Consider the following 22,103-nt stretch of genomic DNA (forward strand, 5'->3'; position numbering starts at 1 on the left):
AGCTAGGAGCTTTACACCTTTACTCATGAAAGATGCATATCTCTATACTAGAGTATAAAGGTGTAGTTTGTCAATACTTAACCCTTCGAACCAGGATATGGAGAGAGGAAAGTAAAAACGAGGGATATGCAAATTGTATTTGCACATCCCTCGGAGAAATCATCACGGTCGTTCGCTTGTTAGTTCGTAGGAGTCACGGCACCATACGAGGTTCCAAAGCGAATTTCATCGATGGAGCTCTGGCCAGAGCCATTGCCACCATAGTACGCGACACTCTGGAACGCAATGTTCGTCGTAGTCGTCGTTTGAGCGCTGGCACTGCCTGGAGCATTTCCACCTAATGAGCTGGGATTGACATAGAGGTTCAATGCGTTGGTCGACGCGAAATCAATCCGCAACACGAGAAGCGCTGTCTGTCCGACCTGGACGGGAGTGGTCGTTTGATAGACGGTTCCACCCACTTTCAGGCTCCAATACCGCGTCCCACCAGAATTCGAGCTTCCTCCAAAGTAACCAATGGCTACATCAGAGCTCGCCTGTCCAGAATTCCAGTTGATCGAGTTATTGTGCAGGTTAAGGGAGGCCTCATCATCGGAATTGGCATCCTTGCGGAGCAAGGCGCTAACCCAGAGCGTCTGTCCCGACTGGCCAACCTTGCCATTGCTCAGGTAAGCGCTAAAGGGGCTACTACCACTGACATCCAGACTCCGTCCAGCCGTCAGGTAGCCTGAGCCACCAGTCCCATAATTGCCCGAGGTCTGAAGGGTGCTGTAGGTCAGGGCAGAGGAGGTACTGACAGCGTAGCCAGGAACAGAGGTATCTGCATTCTGAACCGACCATGCGCCAGCCCAGCCCGTTCCAGAGGTCTGACCATTAAGTGCGCCAGCTGATCCACTAAAGGGATCAGAAGCGATCAATGAGCCTGACGGGATCGGCGTCGATGTTGGCGTCGACGTTGGGGTTGGTGTAGGTGTCGATGTTGGCGTTGGTGTCGGCGTCCCATTCCCTGAGGCTGTCACACAGGCCGCTTGCGAGTTTCCGCTCTCACCCTTGCTGTTCACCGCAGAAACGACATAGCAGTACTGGTTACCGCTCGTCAGATCATAATCAATCACATTATCGGTCGAAAGATTGATAATCGTCGTGAACGGACCATTCTGTGATGAGCCGCGTTTGAGATTGTAAAGCTCATTGAAGCCAGCTTCCTGCCACTGGGACGGAGACCATTTCAGCGAGACTGTGCCATTCCCATTATCGGTTGCCTGGAGATTCGTGGGGCTATCGGGCGTTGTTTCCGTTGGTGTCAGGGTGATCACCGACGAATCGCTACTTTCACCATTGCCATTGACAGCTGAGACGACGTAGTAGTACGTGGTATTCAGAGCCAGGCTGGTATCATAGTAGATGTTATCGTACTGTGAATGAATCTTGGTGAAAGGACCTGTAGCAGAAGAGCTCCGCTTGATATTGTAGCTTACGGCATGAGGAACCGTAGGCCAGCTGATACGAACCTCACCACCACCACCCAGGAAGGGAGCATCAGAGCCGCCCGCTGCCCCTGTCACGCCCGTTGGCTGAGCTGGAGCTCCGGCTGGCGTTGGGACAATGCGATACTGTGGCGACAGGGCACTCTCACCAGCAGTATTTGAAGCTGTGACGACGTAGTAGTAGATGGTATCGTTGGTAAGGCCAGTATCGGTAAAGCTATTGGTAGATGAGGTGCCAACCTGGGTGTATGGTCCACCACTGGTCGTGCTGCGTTTAATCGTATAGCTGGTAGCCGTTGTGACATTCTCCCAGTTCAGTGCCACCGAGCCATCACCACTCGTTGAGCGGACATTGATCGGAGCCGATGGTACAATGGCCGAACCGCCACCACTGGTCAGAGTGACAACGATACCATTTGTCGAGAAGGTACTCTGACCATCGCTGGATGAGGCTGCATTGCTATTCAGCAACAGCGTATGCAATCCAGACGTCAGGGTGACTGAGACGCTCGACGAATCACCAGCTGTTCCCTGAGGCAGTTGAACCGTTCCCAGTGAATTGTGGTCAACAGAGATCTGGACGCTAGAAGTAGCGGTGCTGGCGGTTCCATTCAGCTTCACTGAATAGGTACCCGAGGAAGGAACGCGCAACAGATACTCCTGACTGCCATCTGTATTCCAGCCAATACTAATGGTCGTCCCTGGAGCTACCAGATGATTATCACCGGTGATATGCTGACTTGGATCGATGGAGACGCTTGTATTGACGCTCCATGGCAGAACAAAGCCATCGGTCAATGCAGGTCGATCCTGCCCTTGCAGAGCCAGAAGACCCTGGTATTTCCCGTAATTGAGGTTGTTATAGTTCTCAAAGGTATACCAGTCGCCATAGTTTCCAGGGCTACCCTGTCCAAAGGCGAAGAAGTTGACAGCATCGCCACCAGTCGCAAAGTAATCTTCCTGGAAGTAGCGCTGAATAAAATCAGAGAGCCGAGGGCTGCGAGTGGCGTCTCCTTGAATACCAGCATTCAGCGATGGACCGGCCTCATAGCCAACCTGGTGGACGCCCAGATAACTGGCGGCGGTCTGCCAGGCGATAAAGGAGAGTCGGCGCTGACCCGCGGAGGTATAGAGGGTATCGATAATATTATTCACAGCATTGGGATCAGCTGGATCAGGGAAAGCGGCTCGTCCACCCTCTTTCTCAGAGCCATCCGTAGAGATAGGCTCGCCCGAATCCACATAGGGTGCTTCACCAATACCATAGATCGTATCTTTGGAGAGTTGATTCAACTGTCCCTCGCTCCAGAGCAGGGCCGACTGTACGTCAAGGGCGTGTCCATACTGCCACATGACCACTGGACGGACGGTATTTGGGAGTGAACCAGAACCAAACACACCAGCAAAATCATTGGCAATCTGGAACGTGCGTTTGGCTTCCCACTGCAATGCAGAGATACCCTGATTAGAAGCGATACCATTGGCATACCAGCACTGGGTAAAGTCACCACAGTTCCAGTTCTCATTGCCCAGCTCAATATACACATGCAGGCTGGGATCAAGTCCTGGATAGTTGACACCACCAACGGTATCACCATTTTTGAACAGGTTCGCCAGACTGGTAAAGTAGCTATCATCCGCCGTCACAGGCAGGTTGATCCAGGGATCAGCATGCAATTGATTGCTCAATTGGATGACGTATTCCCAGGGCACGCCAAAGCCGCGAATTGCCCCAGTGTTTCTGGAAGGCAGGTTCCAGTACCCATCGGTAGGCAACGAGCGATCCGACCATTGGGGGGCAACATAATTGGTACCATTGAAGATGTTATAGTTGGTTGTCCCGGTGTCAAAGGTACGAAGTGTTGTTGGGTGCAGCGCACTCAGCGCATTGACAAAGCGATCAGTGAAGATCTGCGTGCTTGAGGCCGAATAGCCCGGACGGTAGAGGTGCATATTCGTCAGGCCATTACCGGCTGCATCACTGGCTTGCCGTTTTGTCTGAGTAAAGTTGATCGATTGCAGCCAGCGATTCTTTGGGACCACGATATCAGCCGTGGTGGTGTTGCTGTTGCTATCATAGACCACATTCTGAATGCTGAGGGAATCAGACGCATCGACATCAGGGCCGATGGACAGGGTGGCCTGACCTGTGAAGGAGAGATGATAGGTACCACTATCATCGCGTGGATTTGCGTTAAAATCCGGACCAGACCAGGGCTTGTTGCGTCGATCATCCTGGAAGATGTACTCAAAGTCCTGCTGGGGCCAGCCATTGTTATCATAGGTGATATCAGTGGTGGCTGTCGAAATCTTCTGGAAGCGGACTCCGCCCTTCACCAGATCGACCCACTCAAAACCATATTCTTCACCCAGAGGAATTGGATTGGCTGACGCAGCTTTTACGACATGCTGTGGAAATTGCACGAGGGCAAAGACCCCGGCGAAGAAAGGGAAAATACATAACAATGAGATAAGAGAGTAAAATTTGCGACTTCGTAGTCGCCTGACAACGGTGTTCTGTTGCGCTTCCGGTGCGATCTCCGGAAAGCGACGAGCATCATCCATGATATGTCTCCTCATATGACACACGTATGTGCCACGAATGGTACTACTCATAGTGAAATCAATGGGACCTTGACCATGCAATCAGTACATTGAATGCCTGGCCGATATGAATATTGGATGACAGGATTGTTGCATGACCATACGTAAGGACGACCTTTCTCTCCTTTCCACAATGTGCGTCCTCTTTACTAAAGTGTTGGGAAGCATACTACCTGTTGTTCCAGTATCTATACAAACTGCTGAGAATTGAGCACAACATTATGCTTAAACCTCGTACTGTCATTCGTATGTCCTTCCTGGTCATCGTAATAACAGCCAGAGTGTAAAACTCAAAGTAGGGAGTTGAGAGCATAGGGATTTAGATGTTTGAAATCACTGCTGAAATCACTGCTAAGGTAGAAATTTTTTGGTAGAAATATTCTTTTCATGTGGATAGAGCGCATACTTCTTTGTATAACTCCAGATATGTGGATGGATATAGTTCATTATTAGTTATGAATTAGTTATGAATATGAAAAAAGGATGCCCTTCACAGCATCACCAGTCAGACATACACAACTTCTCATCTCTGAGAAGGGAAAAAGTTACGAATTAAATCAAGCCATTGATTTACAGGGTATTACCCAATCTTATGAAGCCGCCCTTTTTATCAATACATTTCTATTTGTTTGCTTCATTAGCTATATACTAAAGTATAAAGCTTGACTTTGTCAAGTCCACTACCCAGATAGCTCAATATCATGAACAGGTTTGTTATTCACCACTGGAATGCATTGATTTACTGAGTAAAGGCCTTGACAATATCACATTGTACACGTTACACTGCTATAGAGCAAGTGCTATAGAGCAGTTGTCAATCGTTCACTGTATGAAAAGTTTTTGAACACCTTCAATGCTGAGGGGAAGGACAGAGAAGTTATTGGCAGTGTTTCGGATCAGATAACCTTATGCTACCTGCCACACTGCGCCATCTACATTCTATGGCAACTCTCTCAATCCTCAATGCGCCTGTAAAGGGTCCTCGTCCTCCATTATCATCAGTTTTATGTAGCAAACACTAAACGCTGGAGATTGACCTTGAAGTGCTTCCATCCTATCTTCTCACGGGATGCTGTATCGTTCTCACCTTTTCTATGCTCTCGAGCTTAGCTATGCGGTCATACGGACAGTAGGTCTACCTACTATCCGAGCTTTACGTGCGAAAAGTGAGAAAAAGCAGGGCGAACAGTCCCGATCTACGCTCGTCAGGCTATGACGAACAGTCCCGATCTACGCTCGTCAGGCTATGACGAACAGTCCCGATCTACGCTCGTCAGGCTATGACGAACAGTCCCGATCTACGCTCGTCAGGCTATAAGGAGGAACCAGCTTTGTTACACAGACGTAACGCAGACCATCCACGCTCCACGGATGGCAAAACCATTGCTCGCTCAAACTATCTTCGCAAAGTGCTGGTAAATGTGGGAGCAACCATTCTCAGTATAGGGATGCTGATGATGGCATTGTTCTGGCTGATGCCAACGCGTTCCAGCCATGCTGAGACTACGCCTGTCAGTAAACCGTATGTTGGGGTGAATATGGGCCTCCAATTTGACATGTTCACCGATATGATGAAAGATTCAGGAACCTGGACCAACACAACCGATAATAACAATGCTGCTATTGACGCCAATGGCTGGCCAACCCAGGATGCTCAGCTCTACATCTGGCAGGGCGCCACGCAGATGGACGGGACCTACAAACTGAGCTTTAATGGAAAAGCGACGCTCTCGAATGGGCTAAGCTATGCCCAATTCAATAATCAACAGTATAATGCATCAACCAATACAACCACCGTCGATATGGTTGTGACTGATACTGGCTTTGAGAACTTCCAGTTGACCTTCAAAAATACGCAACGGACGGCCACCAGTGCAACGAATACAGGTGTCACCAATGTGCAGGTCTTCCGTCCCACCTCGGAGGGTTCCACAACTGCATTCGCGTCCTCGACGATCTTTACGCCGTGGATCGAAAGCGCCGTTGCACCCTATAGCTACATGCGCTTTATGAGTGGAACCAACTGGAATAGCTCCGTCAATTGGTCCGATCGCACCACGGTCAACTATGCCACACAGCAAAAAGTCTTACCGGGTGAATCGGGCTTTGAAGGGAACCAGATGGCTTTCGAGTATATGGTTAAGCTGGCCAACGAGACCAATCTGGACCTGTACGTTAATGTACCCGATCGGGCCAACGATGACTATATTACAAAACTGGCACAGCTTGTGCTCTATGGCAGCGATGGCACGACCCCCTATACCAGCCCGCAAAGTAATCCCGTCTGGGCTCCTTTGAACGCAAACCTGCATCTGTATGTGGAGTATACCAATGAGGCCTGGAACTTCCAGTTTCAGCAGGCTCATGATATCGACTCCTATGCTGACCAGGAGGCCTGCGGAGTTTCATCTTTCAACGCTTGCCCAAGCCCAATTCCGACGACCTCACCCATCAACTATGATGGTGCCAGCAATGAGGATATCTTCCGTTTCCGCTACTATGCGCAGCAGTCAGAACATGTAAGCTCACTTTTCCGCAGCGTCTTTGGGGATAGCGCGATGGGAAGCCGGGTACGCCCTCTGCTCTTCTGGCAGTACGATAATCTCAACAATACAGCCCAGACAGAGATACAGTTTCTCAACGATTACTACAACAACGCAGATGGTGTACAGCACGTCTCTAATCCTCACCCTCTCTCCTATTACTTCTGGGGAGGTGGTGGAGCAGTCTACTACCATAGCAATAACGATAACGCAAGCACGGTGGATGGCATCTTTAATGCTGGCATCCCCAGCGATGATTATCAGAAAACCCTGACCATCGAATCCTACTGGGCTCATGCTTATGGCCTGCACGATGCTGCCTATGAGGGCGGATGGGCGATTGGTGGAGATGGCGCAACGACCCTCCAGAATCAGGCCAAAAATGATCCCCGCGCTAAGCAGACGATGTTAAATTCCTACAACGACTTTGTACAGGCGGGAGGAGATCTGTACACAGTTGGAACCTATGGACAATGGGACCATGCGATTACCGCCTCTTCTTCGCCATTGGTGCAGGCTGCGGCAGCCATCAATGCCAGTACCTATACGGTTCCAGCCGTCACCCTGGGGTTTGAGGTTGCGGGCTCCACAATTATCCCTGCTGCACAATATACTGTGACAGAAAATTATGCTGGAAATAACCGCACCAATCTAGGAGTCACCACTTCCTACCAGTTACGGATAGACACAACCGGCTCTTATCAGATTGCCGTTGGTATCGGCAACGCTACCTCAGGGGGTAAGGTAGGAGTCTATGTTGATGGGGCCTTGCTCTCAACGATTACGGTTCCCAATACTGGTAGTACCACAAGCTATCAATCGATTGTCGCAGGCTCAAGTTCACTGACAGCTGGTGTGCACTCAGTTCAACTACGAGCTACTGCCAACGCGAGCGGAAGTAGCTATGCAGGCTATGTTAATGCACTGTTTGTGCAGCCAGGAACCGGAACACCGCCCTCGGTACCAACGCCTGGAGCACTCCCCTCAGGCTGGTTAAGCCAGGATATTGGTGGAGTAGGCCTATCTGGTGCCGCTTCTTATGCTTCCAGTACGGGCACATATACCCTGACAGCATCAGGAGGAGACATCTGGAATAGTGCTGATCAATTCCGCTTCGCCTATCAACAGTTGACAGGGGATGGCTCGATTGTCGCTCGTGTCACCTCGCTCAGTAATTCCAATCCCTACGCCAAAATCGGCGTCATGATGCGCGATTCATTGAATGCAAGTGCAGCTAACGTGATGTCCTACTATAGCCCCAGCGGCGATACAACCTACGAATCTCGTACGACGGACAATGGCACGACCAATCATCCCACGCCTATACAACGGACGCCTCCTTACTGGGTGAAACTGGTGCGTGCTGGTAATACCTTTACTGGTTATAATTCTCCCGATGGTCAGAACTGGACGCAGCAAGGGTCAGACACTATCACCATGCCCAGTACCATCTACCTTGGTCTGGCCGTTGATGCACACGATAACACTATTCTGACAACTGGGACTATCGATAATGTTACACTGACAGGATCGATCTCAGGATCGAATCCCACACCAACGCCAACACCAACACCAAACCCGACTCCCACGCCAACACCGATTCCCACACAGACGCCAACGCCTACTCCTACGCCACCGCCAGCGAGTTGGATGCAATGTGCCAGTGAGGGCGGAACCTGCACCTTTAGCGGCACACAGGTGGTCCGCTATGGAGCCAATGGGCACTACAACTATCAGACAGCGACGGGGAGCATTGGTTGCAACAATACGGTCTTTGGTGATCCCATTGTCGGCACATTCAAATCCTGCTCCGTTGCACCTATACCACCTTCAACCTGGACACAGTGTGCCAGCGAGTGGGGAACCTGTACGGTCCCTGGAACTGTTACCGTGGCCTATGGTTCTGGCAGTACGTATGTATATAAGACAATCACTGGCAGCGTTGGCTGCAACAACAACGTCTTTGGCGATCCAACCGTTGGTGTTGCAAAAACCTGCTATTACAAGTAGATTGGAGTCATTTCAAGTGGCTTAAAACCATTTCAATGAGCTCCAGGCCATTTTCACTGTTCTTGTAGAAAAGCATACAAGCGATCTCCACAGACCTCCTTCTTGTGGGCCTGTAGAGATCGCTCTTGCCAGTAATCTACACATATCCAAAGATCCTGATAACCACTTGATACTATAATACGCACTTTTCAGATTTTAAACACATCAGTTGAATTGAAACAACAATTGAAATTTAATCTCTGTGATCCCAGTAAAGGTTACAGAAAAACAGAAGTTATATCCCTTGACAAAAGCTCGTTAAGCAGGTTATACTGCTCTATAGCAACTGCTCTATAGCAGTAACGCCATACAAATAGTGGTAAATTGGCCAGTATGTTTTAGGGAATGCCTTCAGTGTAGAGGGTGATACAAAGGAGTGAGAGTTAGTGACAGAGTCATCGAAGCCACGTTCTAATTTAAAGGTGCAGGAACTCTGTGCACTTTTACGCGAACTGGCTTTTCAGAAAGGGCCAGGCGCAAAGCTCCCCACAACCCGGGAGCTCTGTGAGCAGTTCAATACAACTCCTGCCACCCTCAACGATGCTTTGAAAGAGCTCGAATCTCAAAATATTATCTACTGTAAACTACGCAGTGGTATCTTTGTCTCACCCAAATTATATCGCAAATCCATCTGCACGTTATTCTATGCCGACCTCTTTCCAACGGGTGCGGGCACATCGCCCTTCTGGGGCATCTTCTGGTCATTATTTGCACGAGAAGTCGAACGACGGAGCGAGACCCGCAACGAATACCACACGTTCCATTTTGTTCTGGATCGTTCCGCAACAGACCTGGATCTGCCAGAAGAAGTGGTCCGTATGATCGAGGCAGGGAATATCCACGGCATTCTGGCAGCTGGTATGCAGATGCCCACCTTTAACTGGCTTACAAAGCACAAGATCCCTTCCGTCTCTTATGCGGGACTGGGAACATGTATGGTGAATACTGATTCAATTAATCAGACACAGCTGGCAGTAGCCCAACTGGCGGAGCAGGGTTGCCAATCCCTTGCCTTATGGATGCCAAAATCGCTCCAGGTTGAACTGGAAGCAGACCCTTGTGTTGAATATTTTTCGACTGCCATGAGCACTCATGGACTCACCTTTGACCCTCAATTGGTCAGAGCTGGTGGTCCATTCTCCACAAATAAGTGGAGAACGGATTATCAGGAACAGGGCTATCAGCTAACCCTACAGGTCTTTGAAAAGGGTGCTCTTCCCAGGCCAGATGGCATCTTTATCACTGATGATATGATGACAACAGGCGTGCTGGAAGCTTTAAGTGAGCTCAATATACGTGTTGGCGTTGATGTCCAGATCGTTTCACATGCCAATGCTGGTTCGCCAACCCTATTTCGCCAGACGAAACGTCTCTCGATCGTCGAGATCGATCCAGTTGTAATCGTGCAGACTATGTTTGCTCTGCTAGATCAACTGATGGCCGGTCAGACGCTAGAGCAACAGAGAGTCATGATTCCTTCAACACTCAAAAAAATTCAACTCTAAACCTGAGTAAATCGTAATGAAAGGTTCTTCGCACTGGTGCGGAGAATGTTGCGTCCGGAAAGGATTCGGTGCATGGTTCAGAGTCTCTGCCTTACCCTGGAGATGCAGACTTTCTTGATTGTCTGTCAAGCATCTCCCCCCTGATGCTTCCTTTATAATTCATTCGTATCTTTCTATCCACCCTACACATATCATCTATTGGTATGTGCAACCTTTTCATTGTTTGATTCTTTTGTTCGGTTGTCTTGTCATAAGGAGGACTTACTTTGTTACACAGTCGTAACACAATCAACCGCCATCCCATGTCTGAGGATGGCAAACGTGGTCCAGAGCGACTTCGTCTCTTCGTAATTAATGGAGGAGCGGCGCTACTGAGCATAGGAATGCTATTGACCTTCGCATTTGTGCTGCTTCCAACGCAGCATAGCCATGCAGAGACACAGCCCGTCTCTCGTCCATATGTTGGCATCAATATGGGCGCACAGTTTGATATGTTTACAGACGTGATGAAGACTACTGGACCCTGGAGCGATATCGGTGACAGCAACAATGCTCCAACTGATGCCAACGGTTGGCCGACCCAGGATGCGCAGGTCTACATCTGGCAGGGTGCCACAAAGATGGATGGGACCTACAAGATCATCTTTAACGGCCAGGCAACGCTCTCAAATGGCCTGAACTATGGGCAGTTTAGCAATCAACAGTATAATGCAGCCACCAATACGACCACCGTCGACATGGTTGTCACTGATACTGGCTTTGAGAACTTCCAGTTAACGTTCAAGAACACGCAAAGAACTGCCAGCAGTGCGACCAACACAGGTGTCACGAATGTGCAGGTCTTCCGCCCGATCTCGGAAGGTTCAAGCACAACTTTTGATCCCTCGACAATCTTTACCCCCTGGATCGAGAGTGCGGTCGCCCCTTACAGCTACATGCGCTTCATGAGCGGCACCAACTGGAATACATCGGTCAACTGGTCGGATCGTACGACCGTAAACTATGCCACACAAATGAAGACATTCCCTGGCGAGTCGGGCTTCGAAGGGAACCAGATGGCCTTTGAATATATGGTCAAGCTGGCCAATGATACCAACGAGGACCTCTATGTCAACGTTCCCGATAAGGTGACCGATGATTACATCACGAAGTTGGCACAACTGACTCTCTATGGTAGTGATGGAACGAATCCCTACACGAGTGCACAGAGCAATCCTGTCTGGGCTCCACTCAATCCCAGTCACCATCTCTATGTGGAGTATACCAATGAGGCCTGGAACTTCCAGTTCCAGCAAGCCCATGATATGGACACCAATGCAACTCTGGAGGCCTGTGGAGTCACTAGCTTCTCATCCTGCCCCAATCCTATTCCAACTACCTCTCCCATCAATTATGATGGCGCGAGTAACGAAGACGTCCTGCGTTTCCGCTATTATGCGCAGCAGGCGGCCCATGTCAGCACGATCTTCCGCAGCGTCTATGGCGATAGCGCAATGGGAAGCCGGGTTCGCCCATTGCTGTTCTGGCAGTATGACAATCTGAACAATACTGCACTTGCGGAACTGCAATTCATCAATGACTACTACAATAATGCTGACGGCGTGCAGCATGTTTCGACCCCGCATGCACCTTCGTACTTCTTCTGGGGCGGCGGCGGCGCGGTCTACTACAATAGCAATAACGATAATGCAGGTTCGACTGATGGCATCTTTAACGCAGGCATTCCCAGCAATGATTATCAGAAGACCCTGAACATTGAAGCCTACTGGACACATGCCTATGGCCTCCATACCGTCGCGTATGAAGGTGGCTGGGCAGTTGGTGGAGATGGTGCAACGACTGCGCAAAATCAGGCAAAGGATGATCCACGCGCTAAACAAAGCATGCTTGATTCCTTCAATGATTTTGCTCGCTCAGGTGGAGATCTGTATACCGTTGGAACGTATGGACAGTGGAATGATACACGAAATGCGACATCAGAGCCTCTAGTGCAGGCTGTTGCAACCATCAATGCCAGCAACTATGCTGTTCCAGCAATCAACCAGGGTTTTGAAGTTGCAAACAGCGGTGCAACCATCATCCCAGGCGCACAATATACTGTCGCCGACAATTCTCCCGGCTCGATCCGTACCAATCTGGGGGTAACAACCTCTTATGAACTGCGTGTTGATAGCACAGGTTCGTATCAGGTGGCCTTAAGTGTCGGCAATACTGGTAATGGTGGTCAGGTGGGAGTCTATGTGGATGGTGCGCTACTCTCGACCATCTCGGTCCCCAATACTGGCAGCAGTACCAGTTATCAGAATGTCATTGCTGGCTCTAGCTCACTCTCTGCTGGCTTGCACTCGGTCCAGTTGCGGGCCACGGCGAATGGCAATGGCAGCAGCTATGCTGGCTACGTCAATGCACTGTTTGTTCAGCCTGGAACCGGAACACCTCCCAACGTTCCAACGCCTGGTAGCCTCCCCTCAGGCTGGCAGAATCAGGATATTGGAAGCGTGGGTCTGCCAGGCGCAGCATCCTATGCAAACGGGACCTATACAGTAACGGCTTCGGGCGGTGATATCTGGAACTCAGCCGACCAGTTTAACTTTACCTATCAGCAGTTGACAGGGGATGGCTCGATTGTCGCTCGCGTCACTTCGCTCAGCAATTCAAACCCTTATGCTAAAGCTGGTGTGATGATGCGCGATTCATTGAGTGCAAGTGCAGCCAATGTCATGACCTACTATAGTCCCAGTGGCGATACAACCTATGAATCGCGCACAACAGACAATGGCAATACCAATCATCCTAATGCGATCCAACGTGCTGCGCCCTACTGGGTGAAGTTAGTCCGCTCTGGAAATACCTTTACAGGCTATAACTCCCCAGATGGACAGAACTGGACACAGCAGGGAACTGATACGATTACGATGCCCAATACCATCTACATTGGTTTAGCTATCGATGCGCACGAAAATACGATTCTGACGACGGGTACATTGGACAATGTCTCCCTGACCGGAAATGTTTCGGGCACGACTGGCACTCCAACTCCAACGCCCACGCCAACGTCGACACCAACGCCTACGCCGACTTCAACACCTACGCCATCGGGCTGGACACAGTGCGCTAATGAGGGTGGCACCTGCACCTTCAGTGGCACGCAGGTCGTTCGCTTTGGAGCCAATGGGCACTATAACTATCAGACGGCAACGGGCAGCATTGGCTGTAACAATACGGTCTTTGGTGATCCTGCTGTTGGACAGTATAAGACCTGCTCGGTGGCAACGATTCCTCCTTCGGGTTGGACACAGTGCTCTGGCGAGTGGGGAACCTGCACCGTCCCGGGGACCGTCACGGTAGCCTTTGGCTCCGGTAGCACCTACAAATACCAGACAGTAACGGGCAGTATTGGCTGTAATAACAGCGTCTTTGGTGATCCCACTCCCGGAGTAGCTAAAAGCTGTTACTACAAATAGTCTAGCCAATCACATAGAGAAGTTGAACATGGGCATATTCTAATCCAGATTAGCCCGGAGGGATCAGGTGCGATGAATTGTCGCACCTGATCCCTTTTTATTAAGGTATGAGAAATACGAATTTCTTCATTGTAACTATCATCTTCTGGAGATATAGTGAAATCAGTATAACGGAAGAGTACTTGAAAAATTTCGAAAGCTAAAATGCTCGTAAAGATCATGATAATTTTTTGCCTATTTCCAGATTAAATCAAAAGAAGAAAGTCCAATTGAGGAAAAACGACAGCCTGTTCGAATAAGGTTTGGAGCGTCGGTTTCGGCGGTGCGATTTTTGCTGATTGAATATGGCATCAAAAGGCCTGTAGCCTGATTCCAACATACAGAGGTTTACTCTTATAACACACCTTCTAGAGAGACGGTTTTTTTATGTGTGTGCTGCACCTCCCTAGATTTTCCATGAGGAGCTTTTTGTTTTACTAGTTCTCAACAATGGCTTGAGATGCGGGTTGAAAGGGAGATTGACAGCTATGGTATCATGGCAAAAGCGGGGCTGTAGCTCAGTGGATAGAGCGTCGGTTTCCTAAACCGTGCGTCGGAGGTTCGATTCCTCTCAGCCCCATTCCTCAGTTAAAAACCCCTTCAACCCGCTCTACAAGCCAAAAAGACCCATACAAGAACTATCGGCAATAGCTCCCGTTTTTGGTCTTTTTTCCCATATATTACTGTCGGAAAAACCGTCCTCCCAGCGTATTTTCAATGTACCGTGCGTCGGAGATCACAAGGAGTCAAGTTCGTCCTGCTGCCTTTTCTGGAAACCACGACGTGACTTTTTAGCCTTCAATACCTGCACGCTTTTTCATATCAAGAATAATTTGACCATTTCCAGTATGTATCATCAAGCACGCTTTTGTTGACATTAATGATAGGGAGTTATATGATGCTATAAGCACACGGAGGAGACCCACCATAACATTACCACCTACCACTGAGAATATGCTGTTTTATGGTGATAATAGGAATATTTTACGTCAATATGTTGCCAACAATAGTATTACTTAGCATAACCCGTCTTTAAAGATCTTTTCTGCGGACATGCTCACCTGAAAATACCGCCACCATTTAGAACGTTCATACAAGCGTCACGAGCATAGAGAAATATCACTAAGGTAACCTGAATTATTCGTTTATTGATGTGAATTATAGATTCAAAATTAAAAGGATCAAGCAATCCAAGTAGTGAGGTTAATATGATTGATAATGATGCTGAACTTATTAGGCGGCTGAAAGTTGCTACCAACGACAAGCCTTATAACGAAAATCCCGTTGTTTCTTCCAAGGATATTGTTGATGCAGAAGCTCTTCTTGGTTTTAGTCTTCCTCCATTGCTTAAGTCCATATATTTGGAAGTAAGAGATGGAGGCTTTGGTAAGTGCTAAACAGCAACAATACCTTTAGCTATCCCTGCGTTGCAATTTTTTGTCGATACTTGTCTGCAAATTACGTGCAGAATATGCTCCATCTTTGTTGCCAACAAGAAGAGAAAGATCATACGATCGTTTCACATGCGCCAGGCACTCATGGAGCTTCTCCTCTGGCCAGAAGCGGGGGTCGCCATCATAACAGTGTGCATACGCCATGTAATAATGCCAGTTGATCTGATTACTCTCATAAGCATAATAGCCATCCCTGACGGAACAGAAGACTCCACCTGTACTAAGACGCTCAATCGTACAAGTTGGGATCTCTAGAGCCGCACTTAAAAACTCCTTCGTAACAAGATGCTGTGGCAGATAACAATTCCCATTCAAGCTCAGATAACGCAGGGCATCGGGCTGCTCTCCGTTAGCAAGCCTGAGCCACAAGACCAGTTCCTCATCCTCAGGAATGCGATGAAAGCGATTGGGAGTGTTGAAAGCAAAGAGCGGTTGAACATATTCACAGAGCTTTTTTGTCCAATGTAAATGGCCACGATAACTACGCAGATAGAGCCGCTCATTCGTTGTCTCAGGCATCTCCGTAAAGATGTCATGATCAGTCGTCTGATCACAATACAGAAAAAGGACGGCTACTGGCTCCCTCTGCTCTAGCTCCTGTAGCGTCTCAATCCAGACCTGCTTCTCTTGCTCATCTGTCTCTCTGGCTACATAGCGTTCCGCTTCCTGACGACGTGCGAGATTTTGTGGATCAAGATAGAGATCGTATTCTAGATTTCCGTCCCAAAAAGTGATATAGATCGAGCCTTCCGAGAGACTACAGTGTAAAGCCTCCTGTAACGTTGACGCTTCGATCCCTTGAATCTGAAAATCACTCGCCTGGAGCTGCTCTTCCCAGGTGCCATGAACATGTGCAAAAGGGCTGAAGGAAAGACCATGCCTCCATAAGTAGTGCAGAATGCCAAGAAGCCACTCCTGTGTAAAATTATGACGCTCGATATAAAGATATGAGACATAGGGCGGATTACGCTCACTCATAATCGGGTTCCATTTCTATTTATAATGCCTGGCAAAAACGCCACAATGTACAACGCTGATCGATGGCTGGGGCAATACTACGATAGACAAAACAAACACTTATATTACTGCTTTTATCAGTAATGATGCGTCAACCATCCAGAAACGGATCGACTTGAACTCCTTGCAAATTGGCTCAATAGTCGTTACTCCTGATGATACACTTCTCTATGGGATTATATATATGACGAATGTGTCACCCAAGCGCTATGAATTGGTGCGCTTTGATATCGCGCAACACAAGCTAACCGCAACTTACGATTTTGGAGCTCAGGTACCCGGCTCATTGGCTATCGCGCCAGATGGCACTATTTATACGTCTATTCTCTATGCCAACCAGGGTTCCAAATCCAGCACCCAATCTCAAAATCAGCCGGAAACGCAGGTTGAAATGTTTACACCTGATCTCATGCCCAGTGGACATTTTGATGTTGGACAGTACCCATTATTTCTTGCTATTAGCCCCGCTAACAACGGCACTATAGCTCTTACATACGCTCCTCAAGGGCCACACCGCATAGATACCTTCCAGGTAAAGACAGGGGCTTCAATCAAACAATATATGATAAGCACCAGGAGTGGAAATACTGCTATTTCCATTTCAACACTTACCAACGGACATTTTGCAGCTATCGTTACTAGCCCAACTTCACTTTCTATTAGTGACTTTACGGCTACCAATAGCGCTATCCAGTGGCATAATTACAATGGTAATGCTGTTGGTGCGGTTGCAGGTTAATCAATCAATGGCTGTTTGATTATTAACTTCTGTGTCAGAACTGTCCACTCTGCAAAATCTCAAACAGAAGAAAGAGCCTGAGAAATGGCTTGAGAGCTCTATTTTTGATGTTTATATTCTTCTACTTTATCTTAATGAGCCCACCAGAAGGTTTCTTGCTTCTCTTCTTGAAATGAGATCATTACTCCCACCGGGTAAGAATAAAGTTTGCGCTTCTTCCCATTGGGGATAACTTTGATCTCGTTTGCACATTCCAGTGGTTTCAAAACATGTTCTTTCTATCCAATATCAGGTCCACTTGATCTCTCACCCTGGATTTCTCAATTGCAATGGATTATTAGTGGTGGGGAAAGTGGTAATCATGCCAGACCAATGAATATGGATTGGGCACGAGTACTTAGAGACCAATGCCAGGAAGCACATGTTCCCTACTTTTTTAAACAGGTTGGAGGACGCTATCATAATAGCGGTGGCCGCCTCTTGGATGGAAGAACCTGGAATGAAATGTCAGGTGAAACACCGGCTTTGAGCACATTGGCAGTAAAAACTCTAAGATGAGAAGATGGCGTGTTCTCAATCATTATGATGGCCGATATGGTCCGCGGCCATCATAATAGCCCCACAATCGCTATCTTCTCTTACCCTGTGATCGCCTGCTCGTGACTCGTTGAGCGAGCCAGGGAGAGGGTGCGATCAGCCAGGGCAGCGATGTTGGGATCGTGGGTAATCATAATCAGCGTCTGCTTCTCCTGCCGTTGTTGGGCGCGCAAGAGCTCAAGGATCTCGGACCCGGTAGCGGGATCAAGGTTGCCTGTCGGTTCGTCGGCCAAGAGTATAGGGGGCCGATTGATCAGGGCGCGGGCAATGGCAACGCGCTGCTGCTCACCACCCGAAAGCCGCGCAGGCGTGTGACCCATGCGGGTCGCGAGTCCAACTTGCTCCAATAACTCTTGCGCTCGCTGCTTGAGATCAAAGCCCAGCTGACGTCGATAGGGCATCAAGGGGGCCATGACGTTCTCCAGGGCCGTCAGGGTTGGTAAGAGGTAGAAGAGCTGAAAGACAAAGCCAATGGTCTGCCGACGATAATCGGCGGCCCGTACAGCTTTAAGGGTATGAACCGCCTGATTGGCAATCCAGATCTCCCCCTGGTCAGGCTGGTCTAATGCACCTAACAGGGCCAGCAGCGTGGTCTTGCCACAGCCCGATGGACCAGTAATTGCCATAAACTCTCCTGCCTGCACCTCAAATGAGAGCGTTTGCAAGACGGGCAATGAACCATTAGGGAGAGCGTAGCTCTTCATTACCTCTTTGACCTGTACAAGCGCCTGCTCCTGTGTTAGCTGTGTTCCCATCGAGAATTCCTCTCCTTATCTTATTCCGCTCGCAAGACCTGGAGCACTGAGAGACGATTAATGACCCGTAAGGCCGGCAGGATCCCTACCAGCACTCCCGCCAATAAGAGCAGCAGAACGGTGACCGCCACTTCTGCCACGGTCAATGGGGGCAGATACTGTTTCTGGGCCAGCACAATCCAGAGGGCGGCCCCAATTCCTGGCACAATCCCCAGCAGGGCTAAGAGCAGTCCCTCCTGCAAAAACATGCCGCGAATCATGCCTGGTCGCCAGCCAAGCGCCTGCAACACGCCGATCTCTTGCTGCCGCTCTCGCACCTGCATGATCAGCAGATCCGCCAGACTCAACACGGCCAGGATCATGGTAAACAGGACGCCGCAGAGCTGTGGGATGGCAGTCTGGAGCAGGACAAAATCTCCGAGCAGCGTGCCCTGCAAGGTCTGCCGCAACGTCAGAATGCCATGAAGGGTCAGGGTCAGCAGTCCAGACGAGCAGAAGAGACTGACCAGCAGAATCAGCGCTCGCCAGCGAGAACGTGCCAGATTACGCAGGGTCATGCTCAGTGCGGTAGGCAACTGAAAAGGAAGCGTCCTTTGCGAGCCGCGCACGACCCTGGAGCCGCTGCGCAACAGTTCCAGTGGCCGCACCCGCCAGAGCTGCCAGAGGGGAACAAGCAGGCTGATCAGTGCCAGCGCAAGAATCCCGGGCAAGGTCCAGAGCACCAGATTCCAGGGGATGGCGGCCCCAATCAGCAGCGTCAGACCCAGTGCCAGAAGTAGACCGGCGATCCCTCCAGACAGGGCCATCAGCACGACCTGGATCAGGAACGCCAGGGGGGGATGCCAGGGACGCCAGCCCACGGCGCTGAGAATCGCGAATTGGCGGCGCTGGGCTGTGACCAGTGAGCTTAAGTTCAGCACCAGATAGGCCAGACAGACCAGGAGCACACCAGACAGCAAGACGTTCTGGGTCACTCCCAGTTGTTGCAGATAGAGCAGGCCCGCGCCAAAGGAGATCCAGCGCTCCTGCACCCAGCCCAGCGGGGGAATGGACTGCCGATAGTTCAGCTCACCGGCTGCGACACCTGGGACATAGACCAGTGTGGGACGCGGCGATGAACCCAGCGTCACCAGCGCTTGCAGACCCGTTCGCTCATGAATGAGCTGGGCCACTCGGGCCACCTGCTTCCACCCATTTTCATCGGGAGAGATATGGCCTGCGACCCGAATGCGAATCACATTGATGCACGTGTCGCCCAGCATCTGTCGAGCCGCCGTCATCGTCGTCAAGGCGAGCGGGGATTGCAGGGTCAGGCCCTGGGTATACGTCGTAGGCTGCAATATCTTTGGGGCCAGCGGTTTGCCATTGGCGTCATAGCTCAAGACTGTCTGACTGGGAGTGTAGGTATTTTCGGGCAGCCAGTTCAGGGCATCGGCAAAGCCCGCTGAGAGCTTGTGCCCATCAAAGAGCCCGGTCGTCACAACTTGATACCCCGCATTATTATAGACTGTATAGCCAGTAGTATTGTAATCGCTGCCAGCACCATCTCCAATGTAGAGAGTATCCTGATACATGATCCCTGGGAGTGGTTGGATCGACCGAAAGGCGAGGGCATTCCCCTGATATTCCTCATTCTGATCGGCCTGAAACGGTACCGGTTTGATCTGATAGGCTGGATTGCCGTCGGGAGCCTTTCCAGGCATGAGCTGATACTCCACATTTGAGGGGCGAGAGACCAGGTTGAGACTAAAGGCATTCTCCCCATAATTTTCAACTTGAATAGCCGCTCCTTGTTGATTCAGACTTGATCCAGTATGGAAGAGCTGAATATCATTTTGTGGAATTGGGACCAATCCTGTAAAGACAGCCTGACCTGGAACACTCGGAAGATAACTTGCATCGTGTTGCGCTGCCAGGACCTGGGGATCGCTACTGCTCGTTTGGAGGTGGGTAAAGATTGCTTGCATCGTAATGGAGCCAGACAGATTCTGATTGAGCAGAACAGGGATCTGATAGTTGGGGTACACATTTGCAATATTCTCACCCGTTACGGTCGGAACTTGAGGATCAACCTGTAAGTGATCCTGTATGGGAAGCGCCTCGCCTGAGGTAATACTCTGTTTAAGGTGGACTAACTGATCTTCTGCGGTTGGATCAATCGCTGCCAGAAGAAACGTTCCGGGATGCGGAATACCCGTAAAGTAGGGGGCTCTAGAGGGGAAAAAGTAGGTGTCCACGCCAAGCCTATTGAGCGACTGTTGAACTTGTGGAGAAAGGGCGCATGTAAAACCTGAACATTTGACATCCGAGGCATAGATCAATTCGTGTCGTTGATACTCATTCTGCTGATGGACTCCATCATCTGCGGAGAGCTTCCAGGTCAGCGCATAAAAGCCTGGATCCATATTCTGAGTGCCAAATTTAATGGATGGAGTGGGGAAGCGCGCATTGCCAATAAATGAGATGGGGGCCGCAACGGCCACCCCGGAGAGCTGTTTGATCTGCTGATATTGCTGAAAGCTAATGCCAGGATTGAGGTCGGTGAGATGATCAGGAGGAACGACCTGTTGCGAGCCGACATTCTTGGTTCCAGGTGGCAGCACCACCAGATCGTAGGTTGGGCGCCAGTTCTGCCCAATGATCGTCCTGGCCTGAAAAACAATCGTCTGCGTCGTCGCATTCAAGAGCAGAAAAGCGCAGGCCGCAATCAAGAAACCACCACTCCCAAAGAGCTGCTGCCTCCATTGACGACCAAAGGTCTGAAAGACATAATTGAACATGATAAAGATCCTTTGTAAGACCGAGAGAGTCAGAGAAGGAAAGGAGGGATGCGCCTTCCCGAGAGAAGGCGCACGGATATGTTAAATTATGATGGGTAACAGTTAGTGCAAGTAGCTGATTTTACTTGGGTAGGACAAGAACTATTTAGTACACATCCTCCTGTATATATGTAACTAACTAGTAAACCCAAGTTATTTTGGCAATTACTACCATAATAACAGAAAGTGCCAGCAGGTGTTCCATAATCAGGGCATGGGACGCAATTGGGATGAAAGGCTGACGCATCAGTTGCAGCTGCTGTGTTTGCGCTAGCAATTTCCAGATGAGAGGACTTCGCAAAGGCCGAAGTTGAACTAACGGTTACACCCAGAGCAGCAACTGAAGCCCCAGCAGCTACCTGTTTCATCCAGCTAAAAAACCGTCGACGAGGCTGAACATCCTGTTCGCTCATAGCATTCTCCTTCATATAGATAACGCAGCTAACAATCGTACCAAAGACATGTTTATAAAGAGGCCGGCACCCGTTCTGGAAGAAATTTGAGCAGTTGCTCAAATTGTAATTGATGAGAGACGATGCCTTTTGCTTGTATCACCCGCCTTTCATCGAGCACAAATGCAAAAGGAATTGCACGGATACCATACGTCTTTTCACAAGAAGTATCTGAAGGCGTCCACAGAGGCACGCGGAGAGAAGATTGTTCGGCATAGACCTTATTCGCATCCTGATCAGCAAGCCCGAACACTGAGAGAGCAATGTGGGGATCACGTTCGACCAGAGCATTAATAAGAACGATCGCATTTGCACAGGCTGAACAACCAGGCTGGAGAAAAATAAGCAAACGCGAGCGGCCATCGGTCTCGGCTAATTGCATGTTATTGCCTTCTCCATCCTGTGCGGCAAAAGATGGCGCGATCTCACCAATCGCTAATCCTCCCTCATCAATAGTAGTCATTGCAGGTGGAGGAACGTGTGAAGGTTGCCCCTGAATTTTCAGTGCGCCCAATGCTCTCAGCAGTAATACCAGGAGAGCAGTCTCCCCAAGCACAAGCACCCATAAAGCAATGATAC

At 49.6% G+C, this 22,103-nt stretch carries 12 protein-coding genes and 1 tRNA gene; 7 read left to right on the forward strand and 6 right to left on the reverse strand.

Annotation, left to right across the window (positions count from 1 at the left end):
- Positions 1-179: 179 nt before the first annotated feature.
- The gene (locus tag EL628_RS02285) at positions 180-4,052 is read right to left on the reverse strand and encodes a fibronectin type III domain-containing protein (RefSeq protein ID WP_161975217.1); all 3,873 of its coding nucleotides are present in this window, start codon (positions 4,050-4,052) and stop codon (positions 180-182) included.
- 1,370 nt (positions 4,053-5,422) lie between these two features.
- Between EL628_RS02285 and EL628_RS02290 the strand changes: the two genes are divergently transcribed.
- From EL628_RS02290 to EL628_RS30195, 5 genes are all read left to right on the forward strand, one after another.
- Positions 5,423-8,644 (forward strand): carbohydrate-binding protein, encoded by a 3,222-nt coding sequence (locus EL628_RS02290; RefSeq protein WP_161975218.1) that lies wholly within the window; start codon positions 5,423-5,425, stop codon positions 8,642-8,644.
- A 425-nt stretch (positions 8,645-9,069) separates the two neighbouring features.
- Entirely contained in the window at positions 9,070-10,188 is a 1,119-nt protein-coding gene (locus EL628_RS02295; protein WP_126578184.1) for a GntR family transcriptional regulator, read from the forward strand.
- A 266-nt stretch (positions 10,189-10,454) separates the two neighbouring features.
- Positions 10,455-13,652, forward strand: a complete 3,198-nt coding sequence (locus EL628_RS30270; RefSeq protein ID WP_126578185.1) for a carbohydrate-binding protein — start codon at positions 10,455-10,457, stop codon at positions 13,650-13,652.
- Between the two features lie 546 nt (positions 13,653-14,198).
- Positions 14,199-14,271 (forward strand) — tRNA-Arg (locus tag EL628_RS02305).
- A 628-nt stretch (positions 14,272-14,899) separates the two neighbouring features.
- Positions 14,900-15,088, forward strand: coding sequence for an SMI1/KNR4 family protein (locus EL628_RS30195; RefSeq protein WP_174719950.1), 189 nt, complete (start codon positions 14,900-14,902; stop codon positions 15,086-15,088).
- A gap of 15 nt (positions 15,089-15,103) precedes the next feature.
- Here the strand turns inward: EL628_RS30195 and EL628_RS02315 are convergent, their stop codons facing one another.
- Positions 15,104-16,123, reverse strand: a complete 1,020-nt coding sequence (locus EL628_RS02315) for a hypothetical protein (protein ID WP_126578186.1) — start codon at positions 16,121-16,123, stop codon at positions 15,104-15,106.
- 223 nt (positions 16,124-16,346) lie between these two features.
- On the opposite strand from EL628_RS02315, the gene EL628_RS02320 reads away from it, so the two are divergent.
- Positions 16,347-16,901 (forward strand): hypothetical protein, encoded by a 555-nt coding sequence (locus EL628_RS02320; RefSeq protein ID WP_126578187.1) that lies wholly within the window; start codon positions 16,347-16,349, stop codon positions 16,899-16,901.
- 131 nt (positions 16,902-17,032) lie between these two features.
- Here the strand turns inward: EL628_RS02320 and EL628_RS30720 are convergent, their stop codons facing one another.
- Complete coding sequence (locus EL628_RS30720) at positions 17,033-17,167, reverse strand: hypothetical protein (RefSeq protein WP_281276514.1); 135 nt, start codon at positions 17,165-17,167, stop codon at positions 17,033-17,035.
- 58 nt (positions 17,168-17,225) lie between these two features.
- On the opposite strand from EL628_RS30720, the gene EL628_RS30940 reads away from it, so the two are divergent.
- Complete coding sequence (locus tag EL628_RS30940; protein ID WP_371859628.1) at positions 17,226-17,459, forward strand: DUF5131 family protein; 234 nt, start codon at positions 17,226-17,228, stop codon at positions 17,457-17,459.
- A gap of 80 nt (positions 17,460-17,539) precedes the next feature.
- Here the strand turns inward: EL628_RS30940 and EL628_RS02330 are convergent, their stop codons facing one another.
- The 3 genes from EL628_RS02330 to EL628_RS02340 all read right to left on the reverse strand — a co-directional run bounded on the left by EL628_RS02330 (position 17,540) and on the right by EL628_RS02340 (position 22,080).
- Complete coding sequence (locus tag EL628_RS02330) at positions 17,540-18,253, reverse strand: ABC transporter ATP-binding protein (protein ID WP_126578189.1); 714 nt, start codon at positions 18,251-18,253, stop codon at positions 17,540-17,542.
- A 20-nt stretch (positions 18,254-18,273) separates the two neighbouring features.
- Positions 18,274-21,033, reverse strand: a complete 2,760-nt coding sequence (locus tag EL628_RS02335; protein ID WP_126578190.1) for an FtsX-like permease family protein — start codon at positions 21,031-21,033, stop codon at positions 18,274-18,276.
- A 504-nt stretch (positions 21,034-21,537) separates the two neighbouring features.
- A complete protein-coding gene (locus EL628_RS02340) occupies positions 21,538-22,080 on the reverse strand; it encodes a peroxiredoxin family protein (protein WP_161975219.1) in 543 nt (180 codons plus the stop codon).
- Positions 22,081-22,103 lie beyond the last annotated feature (23 nt).

Source organism: Tengunoibacter tsumagoiensis, from assembly GCF_003967535.1.
Taxonomy (GTDB): Bacteria; Chloroflexota; Ktedonobacteria; order Ktedonobacterales; family Ktedonobacteraceae; genus Tengunoibacter; species Tengunoibacter tsumagoiensis.